Below are 16,910 nucleotides of genomic sequence, written 5' to 3' on the forward strand. Positions count from 1 at the left end.
TTGAGCTCAAAACGATAAAAATTGGAGAAACGCTGACGTGTTTCGCGGAGCTAACGCTATCAGTCTCGATGCAAAGGGCCGTCTCGCCATGCCGAGCCGGTACCGTGACGAGCTCGTTTCGCGTAGTTCCGGCCAATTGATCGTGACCATTGATGCCGTTGATCCGTGCCTGTGTGTCTACCCGCTCGACGAGTGGGAAATCATTGAAACCAAGTTGCGCGCACTCCCTTCGCTTCGCGAAGAGAACCGTCGCCTGCAGCGTTTATTGATTGGTAATGCCGTCGACCTCGAACTCGACGGCAGTGGTCGTTTTCTGGTTCCACCGCGTCTGCGCGAATACGCCAAGCTTGATAAGAAAGCGATGCTGGTGGGCCAACTGAACAAGTTCCAATTGTGGGACGAGGATGCATGGAACGCGGTGTCTGCCGCTGACCTTGCTGCTATTCAACAACCGGGCGCCATGCCTGACGAACTGCGTGATTTGATCCTGTGACTATTGATAGCGGCTTTAACCACATCACCGTACTGCTTGACGAAGCCGTCGAGGCTCTCGCCGTACGTCCTGATGGCTGCTATCTGGACGGTACGTTCGGGCGCGGCGGGCACAGTCGGCTGATCCTCAGCCAGCTCGGGACGGACGGTCGACTCATCGGGTTCGACAAAGATCCACAAGCGATTGCCACCGGGCAAACGCTAGCGGCCGAAGACGGCCGCTTTGTCGTTGTGCAGCGCAGCTTTGCCGAGCTGGGTTCGGTGGTTGCCGAGCGAGGTCTGAGCGGCAAGGTCAGCGGTATCCTGCTCGATCTCGGCGTGTCTTCGCCGCAGCTCGACGACGCCGAGCGCGGCTTCAGTTTCCTTAACGACGGCCCGCTGGACATGCGGATGGATCCGTCCCGTGGCATCAGCGCCGCCGAGTTCGTCAACACCGCGCCGGTGGAAGAAATCGCCCGGGTGTTCAAGGAATACGGCGAAGAACGTTTCTCCGGGCGCATGGCCCGTGCCGTGGCCGAGCGCCGCGACATCAAGCCGTTCGAGCGCACCGCTGATCTGGCTGAAGTCTTGAAGGTCGCCAACCCGGCGTGGGAGAAGGGCAAGAACCCGGCGACCCGTGCATTCCAGGGTTTGCGCATTCACGTCAACAACGAACTGGGCGATCTGGAAGCCGGCCTCGAAGCCGCACTGGATGCTCTGGAGATCGGTGGCCGTCTGGTGGTCATCAGCTTCCACTCGCTGGAAGACCGCATCGTCAAACTGTTCATGCGCAAGCTGGTGAAAGGCGAAGCTGACAACCTGCCGCGCAACCTGCCGGTGCGCCACGTGGCGTTCGAACCGAAAATCAAAATCCACGGCAAAGCGCAGACGGCCTCCGACGCCGAACTCAAAGCCAACCCACGTTCCCGTAGCGCTGTCATGCGTGTCGCGGAGAAGTTGCGGTGAGCAAGCTTTTCGCCAAGCCCCTGCCGGGCGGCAGCTTTATCATGCTGCTGCTGTTTATCGGCGTGCTCGTGTCGGCCATCGGCGTGTCTTACAGCGCGCACTGGAACCGGCAGTTGCTCAACAATCTTTATAACGAACTCAGCGTGCGCGACAAGGCGCAGGCCGAGTGGGGGCGCCTGATTCTCGAGCAAAGCACCTGGACTGCGCACAGCCGCATCGAAGTGCTGGCCACCGAACAACTGAAAATGCACATCCCTGGCGCGGCTGACGTGAAGATGGTGGCGCCATGATGAAACTCGAAGGGGCACTCTTTCCGTGGCGCTTCCGCCTGATGGTGGCACTGCTGGGCGTGATGGTTGCGGCGATCTGCTGGCGCATCATCGACCTGCAAGTGGTTGACCGTGACTTCCTCAAAGGTCAGGGCGATGCGCGCAGCCTGCGTCATATTCCGATTCCTGCTCACCGTGGTCTGATCACCGACCGTAACGGCGAGCCGTTGGCCGTGAGCACCCCGGTGACGACCCTGTGGGCCAACGCCAAGGAAATGCAGACCGCCAAAGAGAAGTGGCCGGCGCTGGCCGCTGCGCTGGGGCAGGATCCGAAAGCCCTGGCCGAACGTCTCGAAGCCCAGGCCAACAAAGAGTTCATTTATCTGGTGCGCGGGCTGACCCCCGAGCAGGGCCAGGCTGTGCTCGATCTGAAAGTGCCGGGCGTTTACGGCATCGAAGAATTCCGCCGCTTCTATCCGGCCGGTGAAGTTACCGCGCACATGGTCGGCTTTACCGACATTGACGATCACGGGCGTGAAGGCGTCGAGCTGGCCTACGACGAGTGGCTGGCCGGTGTCCCGGGCAAGCGGCAGGTCATCAAGGATCGGCGCGGTCGGCTGATCAAGGATGTCCAGGTCACCAAGAACGCCAAGGCCGGCAAGCCCTTGGCGTTGTCGATTGACCTGCGTCTGCAATACCTGGCCAACCGCGAGCTGCGCAACGCGATCATCGAGAACGGCGCCAAGGCCGGCAGCCTGGTGATCATGGACGTGAAGACCGGCGAGATTCTCGCCATGGTCAACCAGCCGACCTACAATCCGAACAACCGGCGCAACCTGCAGCCGGCGATGATGCGTAACCGCGCGATGATCGACGTGTTCGAACCGGGTTCGACCATGAAAGCGATCTCGATGAGTGCCGCGATCGAAACCGGCCGCTGGAAACCGAGCGACACCGTCGAGGTGTACCCGGGCTCCCTGCAGATCGGCAAGTACACCATCAAGGACGTGTCGAAGACCGAAGGTCCGGTACTCGACCTGACCGGCATCCTGATCAATTCCAGTAACGTCGGCATGAGTAAGGTCGCGTTCGATATTGGTGGCGAAACCATTTTCCGCCTCGCACAGAAGGTCGGCCTCGGCCAGGACACCGGCCTCGGCTTCCCGGGCGAACGCGTCGGCAACCTGCCGAACTACCGTGAATGGCGCAAGGCTGAAACCGCGACGCTGTCTTACGGCTACGGTATTTCCGTGACCGCGATCCAGCTGGTGCACGCGTTCTCGGCACTGGCCAACAATGGCCGTCTCGCACCGCTGACCCTGATCAAAACCGACAAGCCGCCGCAGACCACCCAGGTACTGCCGGAAGCGGTCGCGAAAACCATGCAAGGCATGCTGCAGCAAGTGATTGAAGCACCGCGCGGCGTGTTCCGTGCGCAGGTGCCGGCGTATCACGTGGCCGGCAAGTCGGGTACTGCACGTAAAACGTCGGTGGGCACCAAGGGCTACGCCGAAAACTCGTACCGTTCGCTGTTCGCCGGTTTCGGCCCGATGAGCGATCCGCGTTACGCCATCGTGGTGGTGATCGATGAACCGTCCAAGGCCGGTTACTTTGGTGGTCTGGTTTCGGCGCCGGTGTTCAGCCGTGTGATGTCCGGCACCCTGCGTCTGATGAACGTGACCCCGGACAACCTGCCGACCACCCAACAGGCCAACGCTACGCCGGCCGTTCCGCTGAAAGCCAATGGAGGGCGCGGCTGATGTCTCTGAGTCTGAACAAGATATTCCCCCACGCCGGCCACGATCTGTTGATCCGTGAATTGGCGCTGGACAGCCGCAACGTACGCGCCGGTGACCTGTTTCTCGCCGTGCCGGGCGGCAAGTTCGATGGCCGTGCGCACATCGCCGATGCCTTGCAGCGTGGCGCGGCGGCGGTTGCCTATGAAGTGGAAGGTGCCACCGTGCTGCCGATCACCGAAGTGCCGTTGATTCCGGTCAAAGGCCTGGCGGCGCAGCTGTCCGACATCGCCGGGCGCTTTTATGGCGAACCGAGCCATCACCTGAACCTGGTCGGGGTCACTGGCACCAACGGCAAGACCAGCGTGACCCAACTGGTCGCGCAGGCACTGGATCTGCTCGGTCAGCACTGCGGCATCGTCGGTACGCTGGGCTCCGGCTTCTATGGCGCGCTGGAAAGCGGCCTGCACACCACGCCGAATCCGATTGCCGTGCAAGCAACCTTGGGCGACCTGAAAAAGGCCGGGGCCAAAGCCGTGGCCATGGAAGTCTCGTCACACGGTCTGGACCAGGGCCGCGTTACCGCATTGGCGTTCGACGTCGCGGTGATGACCAACCTGTCCCGCGATCACCTGGATTATCACGGCACCATGGAGGCGTATGCCGAGGCCAAGGCCAAGCTGTTCGCCTGGAATGACCTGAAGTGCCGCGTGGTCAACCTCGACGACGATTTTGGTCGGCAACTGGCCGCCGAAAAACGCGATTCGCGCCTGATCACCTACAGCCTGCTCGACAGCAGCGCCTACCTGTTCTGCCGTGAAGCGCAGTTCGATGACCACGGCGTACGCGCCACGCTGGTCACGCCGCAGGGCGAACATCATCTGCGCAGCACGCTGCTCGGTCGATTCAACCTGAGCAACGTACTGGCGGCGGTCGGCGCCTTGCTCGGTCTGGATTATGCTCTCGACGAAATTCTCAAGGTGCTGCCGAAACTCGAAGGCCCGGCCGGACGCATGCAGCGTCTGGGTGGCGGCACTCAGCCGCTGGTGGTGGTCGATTACGCCCACACCCCGGATGCCCTGGAAAAAGTTCTGACTGCATTGCGCCCACACGTCAAAGGCCAGTTGCTGTGCCTGTTCGGCTGTGGCGGTGATCGTGATCGCGGCAAGCGTCCGCTGATGGCCGAAGTGGTCGAGCGTCTGGCTGATCGTGTACTGGTCACCGATGACAACCCGCGCACGGAAGACCCGGCGCAGATTTTCGACGACATCCGCGCCGGTTTCAGCGCTGTGGATAAAGTTACTTTCGTCGCCGGCCGTGGTCAGGCGATCGCCCAGATGATCGCCGGTGCTTCGGCGGATGACGTGATCGTGCTGGCCGGTAAAGGTCACGAGGACTATCAGGAAATCAACGACGAGCGGCACGCTTTCTCCGATCTGGTCGAGGCCGATCATGCCCTCACCGCGTGGGAGGTGGCCCATGCTTAAGGCCCTGACATTGAGCGAACTGACCAACGTGCTCGATGCCCGTCTGATCAGCAGCGACGCCAGTTTTGATGGCGTCAGCATCGACAGCCGTGCGATCACCGCTGGCCAACTGTTTATTGCCCTGACCGGGCCGCGCTTCGATGGTCACGACTATCTGAATGACGTCTCCGGCAAAGGCGCGGTGGCGGCACTGGTCGAGCGCGAAGTCGTCGACAGCACCTTGCCGCAACTGCTGGTCAAGGACACCCGCCAGGCCCTCGGCCAGTTGGGTGCGTTGAACCGTGCCGCATTCACCCAGCCAGTCGCGGCCATCACTGGCTCCAGCGGCAAGACCACGGTCAAGGAAATGCTCGCGAGCATCCTGCGTACCCGCGGTCCGGTGCTGGCGACGCGCGGCAATCTGAACAATGATCTGGGCGCACCGCTGACCCTGCTCGAACTGGCCCCGGAACACACCGCCGCCGTAATCGAACTGGGCGCTTCGCGTCTGGGCGAAATCGCCTACACCGTCGGGCTGACCAAGCCACACGTGGCGATCCTCAACAACGCCGGTACCGCTCACGTTGGCGAGTTCGGCGGGCCGGAAAAAATCGTCGAAGCCAAAGGCGAGATCATCGACGGGCTGGCAGCGGATGGCGTCGCCGTGCTCAACCTCGATGACAAGGCCTTTGGTATCTGGAAGCTCCGCGCCGGCGCACGCAAAGTGCTGACCTTCTCCCTGAACAATCCTCAGGCAGATTTCTACGCCAGCGACCTGAGCACCGATGCCCGGGGTTGCCCGGCCTTCAACCTGCATACACCTGAAGGTGTGGAGCACGTTCAACTGAACCTGCTCGGCACCCATAACGTCGCCAACGCCATGGCTGCCGCCGCTGCCGCTCACGCCCTGGGCGTGTCGCTGTTCGGCATCGCCACCGGGCTTGGCGCGGTACAACCGGTCAAGGGTCGCACCGTCGCGCAACTGGCGAAGAACGGCATGCGCGTGATCGATGACACTTACAACGCAAACCCCACCTCCATGTGCGCTGCCGTTGATATACTCGCCGGCTTTTCCGGCCGCACCGTCCTGGTGCTCGGAGATATCGGCGAGTTGGGCGACTGGGCGGAGCAGGGGCACCGCGACGTGGGCGAATACGCCCGGGGCAAGGTTTCCGCGCTTTACGCGGTCGGGCCGAACATGGTCCACGCCGTGAACGCATTCGGCAAAGAGGCGCATCACTTCGGCACGCAAGCCGAACTGATCCAGGCCCTCGACGCCGAGCAGGACACAAATACCACCATTTTGATCAAGGGTTCGCGCAGTGCAGCGATGGAAAACATCGTTGCGGCTCTGTGCGGGTCCAGTCTGGAGAAACATTAATGCTGCTGCTGCTAGCGGAGTATCTGCAACAGTTCTACAAAGGCTTCGCGGTCTTCCAGTACCTGACCCTGCGCGGGATCCTCGGTGTGCTGACCGCGCTGGTTTTGTCGCTGTGCTATGGCCCGTGGATGATCCGCACCCTGCAGAACCGTCAGATCGGCCAGTCCGTTCGTAACGATGGCCCGCAATCGCACCTGTCCAAGTCGGGTACGCCGACCATGGGCGGCGCGTTGATTCTGTCTTCCATCGGTGTCAGCACTCTGTTGTGGGCTGACCTGAGCAACCGCTACGTGTGGGTCGTTCTGCTGGTGACTCTGCTGTTCGGCGCCATCGGCTGGGTCGACGATTACCGCAAAGTGATCGAGAAGAACTCCCGTGGCTTGCCAAGCCGCTGGAAATATTTCTGGCAGTCGGTCTTTGGCCTGGGCGCAGCGATCTTCCTTTATATGACCGCGACCACGCCGGTGGAGACCACGCTGATCCTGCCCATGCTCAAGGACTACAGCATTCCGCTGGGGGCCGGTTTCATCGTGCTGACCTACTTCGTGATCGTCGGTTCGAGCAACGCGGTCAACCTGACCGACGGCCTCGACGGTCTGGCGATCATGCCAACCGTGATGGTCGGCGGCGGTCTGGGGATCTTCTGCTACCTGTCGGGTAACGTGAAATTCGCTGAATACCTGCTGATCCCTTACGTGCCGGGTGCGGGCGAACTGATCGTGTTCTGCGGCGCACTGATCGGTGCCGGCCTCGGATTCCTCTGGTTCAACACTTACCCGGCGCAAGTGTTCATGGGCGATGTCGGTGCTCTGGCACTGGGCGCGGCACTGGGCACCATCGCAGTGATCGTCCGTCAGGAAATCGTCCTGTTCATCATGGGCGGCGTGTTCGTGATGGAGACCCTGTCGGTCGTCATTCAGGTTGCGTCCTTCAAGCTGACCGGTCGCCGTGTGTTCCGCATGGCTCCGATTCACCACCACTTTGAACTCAAGGGCTGGCCCGAGCCACGCGTGATCGTCCGTTTCTGGATCATCACCGTGATTCTCGTGCTTATCGGCCTTGCCACCCTGAAGCTGAGGTAGAACGAGTGTCTCTGATCGCTTCTGACCACTTCCGCATCGTTGTCGGCCTCGGCAAGAGCGGCATGTCCCTGGTTCGCTTCCTGGCGAACCGGGGCGTGTCGTTTGCCGTCGCCGATACGCGGGACAATCCACCGGAACTGGCCACGCTCAAGCGTGACTATCCGCACGTGGAAGTGCGTTGTGGCGAGCTGGACGTCGAATTCCTGTGCCGTGCCGACGAGCTCTACGTGAGCCCTGGCCTGGCGCTGGCGACCCCGGCCCTGCAAGCCGCTGCCGCCCGTGGTGTGAAAATGGCCGGCGACATCGAGTTGTTCGCGCGTAACGCGCGGGCGCCGATCGTGGCCATCACCGGATCCAACGCGAAAAGCACCGTCACCACCCTGGTCGGCGAGATGGCGGCTGCGGCCGGTAAACGCGTCGCGGTCGGCGGCAACCTCGGTACGCCAGCGCTGGAATTGCTCAGTGATGACGTCGAGCTGTACGTGATGGAGCTGTCGAGCTTCCAGCTGGAAACCACCGACCAGCTCAACGCTGAAGTGGCCACCGTGTTGAACATCAGCGAAGACCACATGGACCGCTACAGCGGCCTGCCAGCGTATCACCTGGCCAAACACCGGATCTTCCGTGGTGCGAAGCAGTTCGTGGTCAACCGTCAGGATGCACTCAGTCGTCCGCTGATCGGCGAAGGCCAGCCTTGCTGGACCTTCGGCCTGAACAAACCGGATTTCAAGGCCTTCGGCCTGCGCGAAGAAGACGGCGAGAAATACCTGGCCTTCGAATTCCAGAACCTGATGCCGGTGCGCGAACTGAAAGTGCGCGGCGCGCATAACCAGGCGAACGCCCTCGCGGCGCTGGCGCTGGGACATGCGGTCGGCCTGCCGTTCGACGCCATGCTTGATGCCCTGCGTAACTTCACCGGCCTCGAACACCGCTGCCAGTGGCTGCGTGATCTCGACGGCGTCGGTTACTACAACGATTCCAAAGCCACCAACGTCGGCGCCGCTCTGGCTGCCATCGAAGGCCTGGGTGCGGACATCGACGGCAAGGTCGTGCTGATCGCCGGTGGCGACGGCAAGGGCGCCGAGTTCAAGGATCTGCGTGATCCAGTGGCGGCCAACTGCCGCGCCGTGATCCTGATGGGCCGCGACTCCGACAAGATCGGTGAGGCTATCGGTGACGCCGTGCCACTGATTCGCGCGACCTCGCTGGTCGACGCCGTTGCGCAGTGCCGCGCAGTCGCCCAGCCGGGTGACGTGGTGCTGCTGTCGCCGGCCTGCGCCAGTTTCGACATGTTCAAGAATTACGAAGACCGTGGTCACCAGTTCGTCCGCGCCGTGGAGGATCTGGCATGAGCCTGCGCAATATCATCAAGCCGTACCCGTCGCCGATCATCACCGGGCGTGGCATCGACCTCGACTTCCCGATGCTCGCCGGTTGCCTGGCGCTCCTGGGCCTGGGCCTGATCATGATCGCCTCGGCCTCCACTGAAGTGGCGGCGGCGCAGTCGGGCAGCGCGCTGTATTACATGATTCGCCACCTGATCTACGTGGCGCTAGGCCTCGGCGCGTGCATCATCACCATGATGATTCCGATTGCCACCTGGCAGCGTCTGGGCTGGATGATGCTGATCGGCGCATTCGGTCTGCTGGTGATGGTGATCGTCCCGGGGATCGGCCGTGAAGTGAACGGGTCGATGCGCTGGATCGGTTTCAGCTTCTTCAACGTGCAACCGTCGGAGATCGCCAAGGTCTTCGTGGTGATCTACCTCGCCGGGTATCTGGTACGCCGGCAGAAAGAAGTGCGCGAGAGCTGGATGGGCTTTTTCAAGCCGTTCATCGTGCTGCTGCCGATGGCGGGTCTGTTGCTGATGGAGCCGGACTTCGGTGCCACCGTGGTAATGATGGGGGCTGCGGCGGCGATGCTGTTCCTCGGCGGGGTCGGGCTGTTCCGCTTCTCGCTGATGGTGGTATTGGCCGTCGGGGCCGTGGTGCTGCTGATTCAGATGCAGCCGTACCGGATGGCACGTCTGACCAACTTCGCCGACCCGTGGGCCGACCAGTTCGGCGCCGGTTATCAATTGTCGCAGGCGTTGATCGCCTTCGGTCGCGGTGAGTGGCTGGGCGTTGGCCTGGGCAACAGCGTACAGAAGCAGTTCTACCTGCCTGAAGCACACACCGACTTCGTGTTCTCGGTGTTGGCCGAAGAGCTGGGCGCCGTCGGTTCGCTGTGCACCGTCGCGCTGTTCGTCTTCGTGTGTATTCGCGGCATGTACATCGGTCTGTGGGCCGAGAAGGCCAAGCAGTTCTTCGCCGCTTATGTGGCTTACGGTCTGTCGTTCCTGTGGATCGGTCAGTTCCTGATCAACATCGGCGTGAACGTCGGCCTGCTGCCGACCAAGGGCCTGACCCTGCCGTTCCTCAGTTACGGCGGCAGTTCCCTGGTGATCTGCTGCGCCTGCCTTGGCTTGTTGCTGAGGATCGAGTGGGAGAGTCGAACCCACCTGGGCAGTGAAGAGATGGAGTTCCATGAGAGCGACTTCGCCGAGGAGCCGAACCATGGGCGCTAACGTATTGATCATGGCCGGCGGCACCGGCGGCCACGTGTTCCCGGCGCTGTCCTGTGCCCGCGAATTCCAGGCGCGCGGCTACACCGTGCACTGGCTCGGCACGCCACGCGGAATCGAAAACGAACTGGTGCCGGCTGCAGGTCTGGAACTGCACCGCATCAATGCCACTGGGTTGCGAGGCAAGGGCAAGCTGTCGCTGCTCAAGGCACCGTTCATGTTGCTCAAGTCGGTGTGGCAGGCGCGGGCGCTGATTCGCAAGTTGCGTCCAGTCTGCGTGGTCGGCTTCGGTGGTTATGTGACCGGGCCTGGCGGGATTGCCGCGAAACTGGCCGGTGTGCCGGTGATCGTTCACGAGCAGAACGCCGTGGCCGGCACCGCCAATCGGTTGCTGGTGCCGTTCGCCGCCCGGGTGTGTGAAGCGTTCCCCGACACCTTTACTCTGTCGGACACCCGCCGTACCACCGGAAACCCGGTGCGCAGCGAGCTGTTCCTCGAAACATCGCGACCGGCTCTGGCCGGGCGCAAAGCGCGTTTGCTGATCCTCGGCGGAAGCCTGGGCGCAGAACCGTTGAACAAGTTGCTGCCTGAAGCCTTGGCGCAAGTCCCTGCCGATTTGCGTCCGGAAGTGTTTCATCAGGCCGGCAAAAACCACGATGAAGTGACTGCAGAGCGCTACCGCGCCGCCGGCGTGGATGCGCAGGTGCAGCCCTTTATCAAAGACATGGCCCAAGCCTATGGCTGGGCTGACCTGGTGGTGTGCCGCGCTGGCGCGCTGACCATCAGTGAGCTGGCTGCCGTTGGTCTGCCCTCGATGCTGGTGCCTTTGCCCCACGCGATCGACGATCACCAGACCCGCAACGCCGATTATTTGGCCCGTGAAGGCGCAGCCTTCGTGATGCCGCAAAGAACGACTGGTGCCGCGGACCTTGCCGCGCGCCTGACAGAGGTCTTGATGCAACCGCAACGACTCGAAGAAATGGCCCAAGCGGCCCGCCGTCTGGCCAAACCCGATGCCACCCGTAGCGTGGTCGATACCTGTCTGGAGGTGGCTCATGGTTGAGAATCAGAAAGCCATGCCACAACCGGAAATGCGCCGCATCCGTCGTATCCACTTCGTCGGTATCGGCGGCGTGGGCATGTGCGGGATTGCCGAAGTGTTGCTGAACCTGGGCTACGAAGTGTCCGGTTCCGACCTGAAGGCTTCGCCGGTGACCGAGCGTCTGGAATCGTTCGGTGCGCACATCTATATCGGCCACCGTGCCGAGAACGCTGCGACCGCCGATGTGCTGGTGGTTTCCAGCGCTGTGAACACCTCCAACCCGGAAGTGGCGACCGCCCTTGAGCGTCGTATCCCGGTGGTACCGCGTGCCGAGATGCTCGCCGAGCTGATGCGCTATCGCCACGGCATCGCCGTCGCCGGTACTCATGGCAAAACCACCACCACCAGCCTGATCGCTTCGGTGTTCGCCGCTGGTGGCCTGGACCCGACCTTCGTCATCGGTGGTCGTCTGAATGCCGCGGGCACCAATGCCCAGCTCGGCACCAGCCGCTACCTGATCGCCGAAGCCGACGAAAGCGACGCAAGTTTCCTGCACCTGCAACCGCTGGTGGCCGTGGTCACCAACATCGACGCCGACCACATGGCGACCTACGACGGTGACTTCAACAAGCTGAAGAAAACCTTCGTCGAGTTCCTGCATAACCTGCCGTTCTACGGTTTGGCTGTGATGTGCCTGGACGATCCGGTGGTGCGCGAAATCCTGCCATTGGTCAAGCGTCCGACCGTGACCTACGGCTTCAGCGAAGACGCCGACGTGCGCGCGATCAATGTGCGCCAGCAAGGCATGCAGACCTTCTTCACTGTGCTGCGCCCGGATCGCGAGCCGCTCGATGTGTCGGTGAACATGCCGGGCAACCACAACGTGCTCAACTCGCTGGCGACCATCTGCATCGCCACCGACGAAGGCGTCAGCGACGAAGCCATCGTCCAGGGCCTGTCCGGGTTCCAGGGCGTTGGCCGACGCTTCCAGGTCTATGGCGAACTGCCGGTGGACGGCGGCAACGTGATGCTGGTCGACGACTACGGTCACCACCCGACCGAAGTCGCCGCCGTGATCAAAGCCGTGCGCGGTGGCTGGCCGGAGCGCCGTCTGGTGATGGTCTACCAGCCGCACCGTTACAGCCGCACCCGCGACCTGTACGACGATTTCGTCAATGTACTGGCCGATGCCAACGTGCTGCTGCTGATGGAAGTCTATCCCGCCGGCGAAGAGCCGATCCCGGGCGCGGACAGCCGCAAGCTGTGCAACAGCATCCGTCAGCGTGGTCAGCTCGACCCGATCTACATCGAGCGCGGTGTCGACCTCGCGCCGCTGGTCAAGCCGCTGCTGCGTGCCGGCGACATCCTGCTGTGCCAGGGCGCCGGGGATATCGGCGGTCTCGCGCCGAAGCTGTTGAAAAGTGAATTGTTCGCCGGCGCCGTGGCTGCGTCGGTCGAGGGGAAGTTGAAATGACTGCTGCCTACGCCAACCTGTTCTCCACCATCGCGCCGAAAGATTTCGGCCGTGTCGCCGTGCTGTTCGGTGGCATGAGTGCCGAGCGTGAGGTTTCGCTGAAATCCGGTAACGCCGTGCTCGACGCGCTGCAAAGCGCGGGCGTGGACGCGTTCGGGATCGACGTCGGCGAGGATTTTCTGCAGCGTCTGCTGAATGAAAAGATCGACCGCGCGTTCATCATTCTCCACGGTCGTGGCGGTGAAGACGGCTCGATGCAGGGCCTGCTCGAATGCGCCGGCATTCCCTACACCGGCAGCGGCATCCTCGCTTCGGCACTGGCGATGGACAAACTGCGCACCAAGCAGGTCTGGCACAGCCTCGGGATTCCGACGCCGCGTCACGCCGTGCTGTGCAGCGAAGCCGATTGTATTTGCGCGGCGACGGAACTGGGCTTCCCTTTGATCGTCAAACCGGCGCATGAAGGTTCAAGTATCGGGATGGCCAAAGTGAGTTCTGCGTCCGAGTTGATCGACGCATGGAAAGCGGCCAGTACCTACGATTCGCAAGTCTTGGTTGAACAATGGATTCAAGGTCCGGAGTTCACCATCGCCACCCTGCGTGACCAGGTGTTGCCTCCTATCGCCCTGGGTACACCGCACACGTTCTACGACTACGACGCCAAGTACATCGCCAACGATACCCAGTACCGCATTCCGTGCGGGCTGGATGCCGCCAAAGAGCAAGAACTCATGGATCTCACGGCCAAGGCCTGTGAGGCGCTGGGTATTGCCGGTTGGGGCAGGGCGGACGTGATGCAGGACGCCGACGGACAGTTCTGGTTCCTGGAAGTGAACACCGCACCGGGCATGACCGATCACAGTCTGGTGCCGATGGCGGCCCGTGCTGCCGGTCTGGACTTCCAGCAACTGGTTCTGGCCATTCTGGCCGCCAGTGTTGAAGGCTCCGGTAACACAGAGGCGCGAGGTTAAGACCATGCAAGGCGCTCATCTCAGACATCAGCCACCCGCACCCGGCCGCAAGCCGGTGCCGCGGGGTGCCAGCCGAATGGTGGCCAAAGAGCCGATGTCCGCGCGCCTGCCGAAAGCCAATTTCGGCTTTCTGAAAAGCCTGTTCTGGCCGGTGCTGCTGGTGGCGCTCGGGTTCGGTACCTACGAAGGCGCGCAGCGTTTGCTGCCGTATGCCGACCGGCCGATCACCAAGATCGCCGTGCAGGGCGACCTGAGCTACATCAGTCAGCAAGCGGTGCAGCAGCGAATCGCCCCGTACGTGGCGTCGAGCTTCTTCACCATTGATCTGGCCAGCATGCGTACCGAGCTTGAGCAGATGCCCTGGATCGCCCACGCCGAAGTACGCCGGGTGTGGCCGGATCAGGTGGTGATCCGCCTCGAAGAGCAACTGCCGGTGGCCCGTTGGGGCGACGAGTCGCTGCTCAACAACCAGGGTCAGGCCTTCACGCCAAAGGAGTTGGCGAACTACGAACACCTGCCACAGCTGTTCGGCCCACAACGGGCCCAGCAGCAAGTGATGCAGCAGTATCAGGTGCTGAGCCAGATGCTCCGGCCGCTGGGCTTCTCGATCGCGCGCCTGGAACTGCGTGAACGTGGCAGCTGGTTCCTGACCACCGGTGCCGGCAGCTCCGGCCCCGGCATCGAGTTGCTGCTGGGACGCGGCAACCTGGTGGAAAAGATGCGCCGCTTCATTGCCATCTATGACAAGACGCTTAAAGACCAGATTACGAACATTGCGCGCATCGATCTGCGCTACGCCAACGGCCTCGCTGTTGGCTGGCGGGAACCAGTAGCGCCGACGACAGCCCAACCCGCTGTCGCAAAGAATTAAGAAGAGGCAGGACCCATGGCAAACGTGCAAAGCGGCAAAATGATCGTCGGTCTGGATATCGGCACCTCCAAGGTGGTGGCGCTGGTAGGCGAGGTCGCGGACGACGGCACGCTGGAAATCGTCGGTATCGGTACTCACCCGTCCCGCGGCCTGAAGAAGGGCGTGGTGGTGAACATCGAGTCCACCGTGCAATCGATCCAGCGCGCGATCGAAGAAGCCCAACTGATGGCGGGCTGCCGCATTCACTCGGCGTTCGTCGGCGTGGCCGGCAATCACATCCGCAGCCTGAACTCCCACGGCATCGTGGCGATTCGTGATCGCGAAGTGAGCTCGGCTGACCTGGAGCGCGTACTCGACGCCGCCCAGGCCGTGGCGATCCCGGCTGACCAGCGCGTGCTGCACACCCTGCCGCAGGATTACGTGATCGATAACCAGGAAGGCGTCCGCGAGCCTCTGGGCATGTCCGGCGTCCGTCTGGAAGCCAAGGTTCACGTGGTCACCTGCGCCGTCAATGCTGCCCAGAACATTGAAAAATGCGTGCGTCGCTGCGGTCTGGAAATCGACGACATCATTCTCGAGCAACTGGCCTCGGCCTACTCGGTACTGACCGACGACGAAAAAGAGCTGGGCGTGTGCCTGGTCGACATCGGCGGCGGCACCACCGACATCGCGATCTTCACCGAAGGCGCGATCCGCCACACCGCGGTGATCCCGATTGCCGGTGATCAGGTGACCAACGACATCGCCATGGCGTTGCGCACCCCGACCCAGTACGCCGAAGAGATCAAGATCCGCTACGCCTGCGCCCTGGCCAAACTGGCCGGTGCCGGCGAAACCATCAAGGTGCCGAGCGTTGGCGACCGTCCACCGCGCGAACTGTCGCGTCAGGCCCTGGCCGAAGTGGTCGAGCCGCGTTACGACGAACTGTTCACCCTGATCCAGGCCGAACTGCGTCGCAGCGGCTACGAAGACCTGATCCCGGCGGGCATCGTCCTGACCGGCGGTACGTCGAAGATGGAAGGTGCCACCGAACTGGCTGAAGAAATCTTCCACATGCCGGTGCGCCTGGGCGTGCCGCATGGCGTGAAAGGCCTGGATGACGTGGTGCGCAACCCGATTTATTCCACTGGCGTTGGCTTGTTGATGTACGGCCTGCAGAAGCAGTCCGACGGGATCTCGTTCTCGGGCATCGGCAGTCGCGACAGCTACAGCAACGATGAGCCACAAGCGCCGTTGCTGGACCGATTGAAGAAGTGGGTTCAAGGCAACTTCTAAAGCTTTACCGCAACACCGTTACAAAAATGCAGTAGGCGAAAAAACTAGAGAATGTAAGGAGAGGGAAAATGTTCGAACTCGTAGACAACATCCCCGCAAGCCCGGTAATCAAAGTTATCGGTGTTGGCGGTGGCGGCGGCAACGCTGTCAACCACATGGTCAAGAGCAACATCGAAGGCGTCGAATTCATCTGCGCCAACACTGATGCTCAAGCGCTGAAAAACATCGGCGCGCGTACCATCCTGCAACTGGGCACCGGCGTGACCAAAGGTCTGGGCGCCGGCGCCAACCCTGAAGTAGGTCGTCAGGCCGCTCTCGAAGACCGTGAGCGCATTGCCGAAGTCCTGCAGGGCACCAACATGGTGTTCATCACCACTGGCATGGGCGGCGGTACCGGTACCGGTGCTGCGCCGATCATCGCCGAAGTGGCCAAGGAAATGGGCATCCTGACCGTTGCGGTCGTGACTCGTCCGTTCCCGTTCGAAGGCCGCAAGCGTATGCAGATCGCCGACGAAGGCATCCGCATGCTTTCCGAAAGCGTCGACTCGTTGATCACTATCCCTAACGAGAAGCTGCTGACCATCCTCGGTAAAGACGCAAGCCTCTTGTCGGCTTTCGCCAAGGCTGACGACGTACTGGCCGGTGCCGTCCGCGGTATCTCCGACATCATCAAGCGTCCGGGCATGATCAACGTCGACTTCGCTGACGTGCGTACCGTGATGAGCGAAATGGGCATGGCGATGATGGGCACTGGCTGCGCCAGCGGTCCGAACCGTGCACGTGAAGCGACCGAAGCGGCCATCCGCAACCCGCTGCTGGAAGACGTGAACCTGCAAGGTGCACGCGGCATCCTGGTGAACATCACCGCCGGTCCTGACCTGTCCCTGGGTGAGTACTCCGACGTGGGTAGCATCATCGAAGCCTTCGCTTCCGAGCACGCAATGGTCAAGGTCGGTACCGTTATCGATCCGGACATGCGCGACGAACTGCACGTCACCGTGGTTGCCACCGGTCTGGGCGCGAAAATCGAGAAGCCTGTGAAGGTCATCGACAACACCGTTCACACCTCCATGGCTGCCGCTCAGGTTCAACAACCGGCTCCTGCGCGTCAGGAAGCTCCGGCGGTGAACTACCGTGACCTGGACCGTCCGACCGTCATGCGCAACCAGGCTCAGGCCGGTGCTGCGACTGCCGCGAAGATGAACCCGCAGGACGATCTGGATTACCTGGACATCCCGGCATTCCTGCGTCGTCAGGCCGATTGATGGAATGTATCAGGGCTATGACGGTGATTGGTGTTCAGCAAAGGCTCGGTCTGCTATTATCGCCAGCCTTTGTTGATA

Annotated in this window: 15 protein-coding genes; all 15 read left to right on the forward strand. The window is 62.1% G+C overall.

What is annotated here, in order from left to right; genetic code table 11:
- Positions 1-37: 37 nt before the first annotated feature.
- Positions 38-493 (forward strand): division/cell wall cluster transcriptional repressor MraZ, encoded by a 456-nt coding sequence (mraZ, locus tag VLA07_RS05235; RefSeq protein WP_003228026.1) that lies wholly within the window; start codon positions 38-40, stop codon positions 491-493.
- Positions 490-1,437 (forward strand): 16S rRNA (cytosine(1402)-N(4))-methyltransferase RsmH, encoded by a 948-nt coding sequence (gene rsmH, locus VLA07_RS05240; protein WP_027612185.1) that lies wholly within the window; start codon positions 490-492, stop codon positions 1,435-1,437. Before mraZ ends, rsmH begins: the two co-directional genes overlap by 4 nt.
- The gene (ftsL, locus tag VLA07_RS05245) at positions 1,434-1,727 is read left to right on the forward strand and encodes a cell division protein FtsL (protein ID WP_007961627.1); all 294 of its coding nucleotides are present in this window, start codon (positions 1,434-1,436) and stop codon (positions 1,725-1,727) included. The genes rsmH and ftsL overlap by 4 nt, the downstream gene beginning before the upstream one ends.
- Complete coding sequence (locus tag VLA07_RS05250) at positions 1,727-3,466, forward strand: peptidoglycan D,D-transpeptidase FtsI family protein (RefSeq protein WP_179353344.1); 1,740 nt, start codon at positions 1,727-1,729, stop codon at positions 3,464-3,466. The genes ftsL and VLA07_RS05250 overlap by 1 nt, the downstream gene beginning before the upstream one ends.
- Complete coding sequence (locus tag VLA07_RS05255) at positions 3,466-4,929, forward strand: UDP-N-acetylmuramoyl-L-alanyl-D-glutamate--2,6-diaminopimelate ligase (protein ID WP_333988549.1); 1,464 nt, start codon at positions 3,466-3,468, stop codon at positions 4,927-4,929. Before VLA07_RS05250 ends, VLA07_RS05255 begins: the two co-directional genes overlap by 1 nt.
- Positions 4,922-6,289 carry a UDP-N-acetylmuramoyl-tripeptide--D-alanyl-D-alanine ligase gene (locus VLA07_RS05260; protein ID WP_333988550.1) on the forward strand — a complete coding sequence of 456 codons (1,368 nt, stop codon included), beginning with the start codon at positions 4,922-4,924 and terminating at the stop codon, positions 6,287-6,289. The genes VLA07_RS05255 and VLA07_RS05260 overlap by 8 nt, the downstream gene beginning before the upstream one ends.
- Complete coding sequence (mraY, locus tag VLA07_RS05265; RefSeq protein ID WP_025109289.1) at positions 6,289-7,371, forward strand: phospho-N-acetylmuramoyl-pentapeptide-transferase; 1,083 nt, start codon at positions 6,289-6,291, stop codon at positions 7,369-7,371. The genes VLA07_RS05260 and mraY overlap by 1 nt, the downstream gene beginning before the upstream one ends.
- A 5-nt stretch (positions 7,372-7,376) precedes the next feature.
- Complete coding sequence (gene murD / locus VLA07_RS05270) at positions 7,377-8,723, forward strand: UDP-N-acetylmuramoyl-L-alanine--D-glutamate ligase (protein ID WP_135296531.1); 1,347 nt, start codon at positions 7,377-7,379, stop codon at positions 8,721-8,723.
- Positions 8,720-9,937: a putative lipid II flippase FtsW gene (ftsW, locus tag VLA07_RS05275; protein ID WP_003228018.1), complete on the forward strand. Its 1,218-nt coding sequence runs from the start codon at positions 8,720-8,722 to the stop codon at positions 9,935-9,937. Before murD ends, ftsW begins: the two co-directional genes overlap by 4 nt.
- Positions 9,927-10,997: an undecaprenyldiphospho-muramoylpentapeptide beta-N-acetylglucosaminyltransferase gene (gene murG, locus VLA07_RS05280; RefSeq protein ID WP_333988551.1), complete on the forward strand. Its 1,071-nt coding sequence runs from the start codon at positions 9,927-9,929 to the stop codon at positions 10,995-10,997. The genes ftsW and murG overlap by 11 nt, the downstream gene beginning before the upstream one ends.
- Positions 10,990-12,450 carry a UDP-N-acetylmuramate--L-alanine ligase gene (gene murC / locus VLA07_RS05285; RefSeq protein ID WP_007961634.1) on the forward strand — a complete coding sequence of 487 codons (1,461 nt, stop codon included), beginning with the start codon at positions 10,990-10,992 and terminating at the stop codon, positions 12,448-12,450. The genes murG and murC overlap by 8 nt, the downstream gene beginning before the upstream one ends.
- Entirely contained in the window at positions 12,447-13,421 is a 975-nt protein-coding gene (locus tag VLA07_RS05290) for a D-alanine--D-alanine ligase (RefSeq protein WP_097086206.1), read from the forward strand. The genes murC and VLA07_RS05290 overlap by 4 nt, the downstream gene beginning before the upstream one ends.
- Before the next feature lie 4 nt (positions 13,422-13,425).
- Positions 13,426-14,292: a cell division protein FtsQ/DivIB gene (locus VLA07_RS05295; protein WP_007961636.1), complete on the forward strand. Its 867-nt coding sequence runs from the start codon at positions 13,426-13,428 to the stop codon at positions 14,290-14,292.
- 15 nt (positions 14,293-14,307) lie between these two features.
- The gene (gene ftsA, locus VLA07_RS05300; RefSeq protein ID WP_003228014.1) at positions 14,308-15,567 is read left to right on the forward strand and encodes a cell division protein FtsA; all 1,260 of its coding nucleotides are present in this window, start codon (positions 14,308-14,310) and stop codon (positions 15,565-15,567) included.
- A gap of 68 nt (positions 15,568-15,635) precedes the next feature.
- The gene (gene ftsZ / locus VLA07_RS05305; RefSeq protein WP_007961637.1) at positions 15,636-16,832 is read left to right on the forward strand and encodes a cell division protein FtsZ; all 1,197 of its coding nucleotides are present in this window, start codon (positions 15,636-15,638) and stop codon (positions 16,830-16,832) included.
- Positions 16,833-16,910 lie beyond the last annotated feature (78 nt).

Source organism: Pseudomonas sp. S3(2024), from assembly GCF_036861315.1.
In the GTDB taxonomy this organism is placed as follows: Bacteria; Pseudomonadota; Gammaproteobacteria; order Pseudomonadales; family Pseudomonadaceae; genus Aquipseudomonas; species Aquipseudomonas putida_A.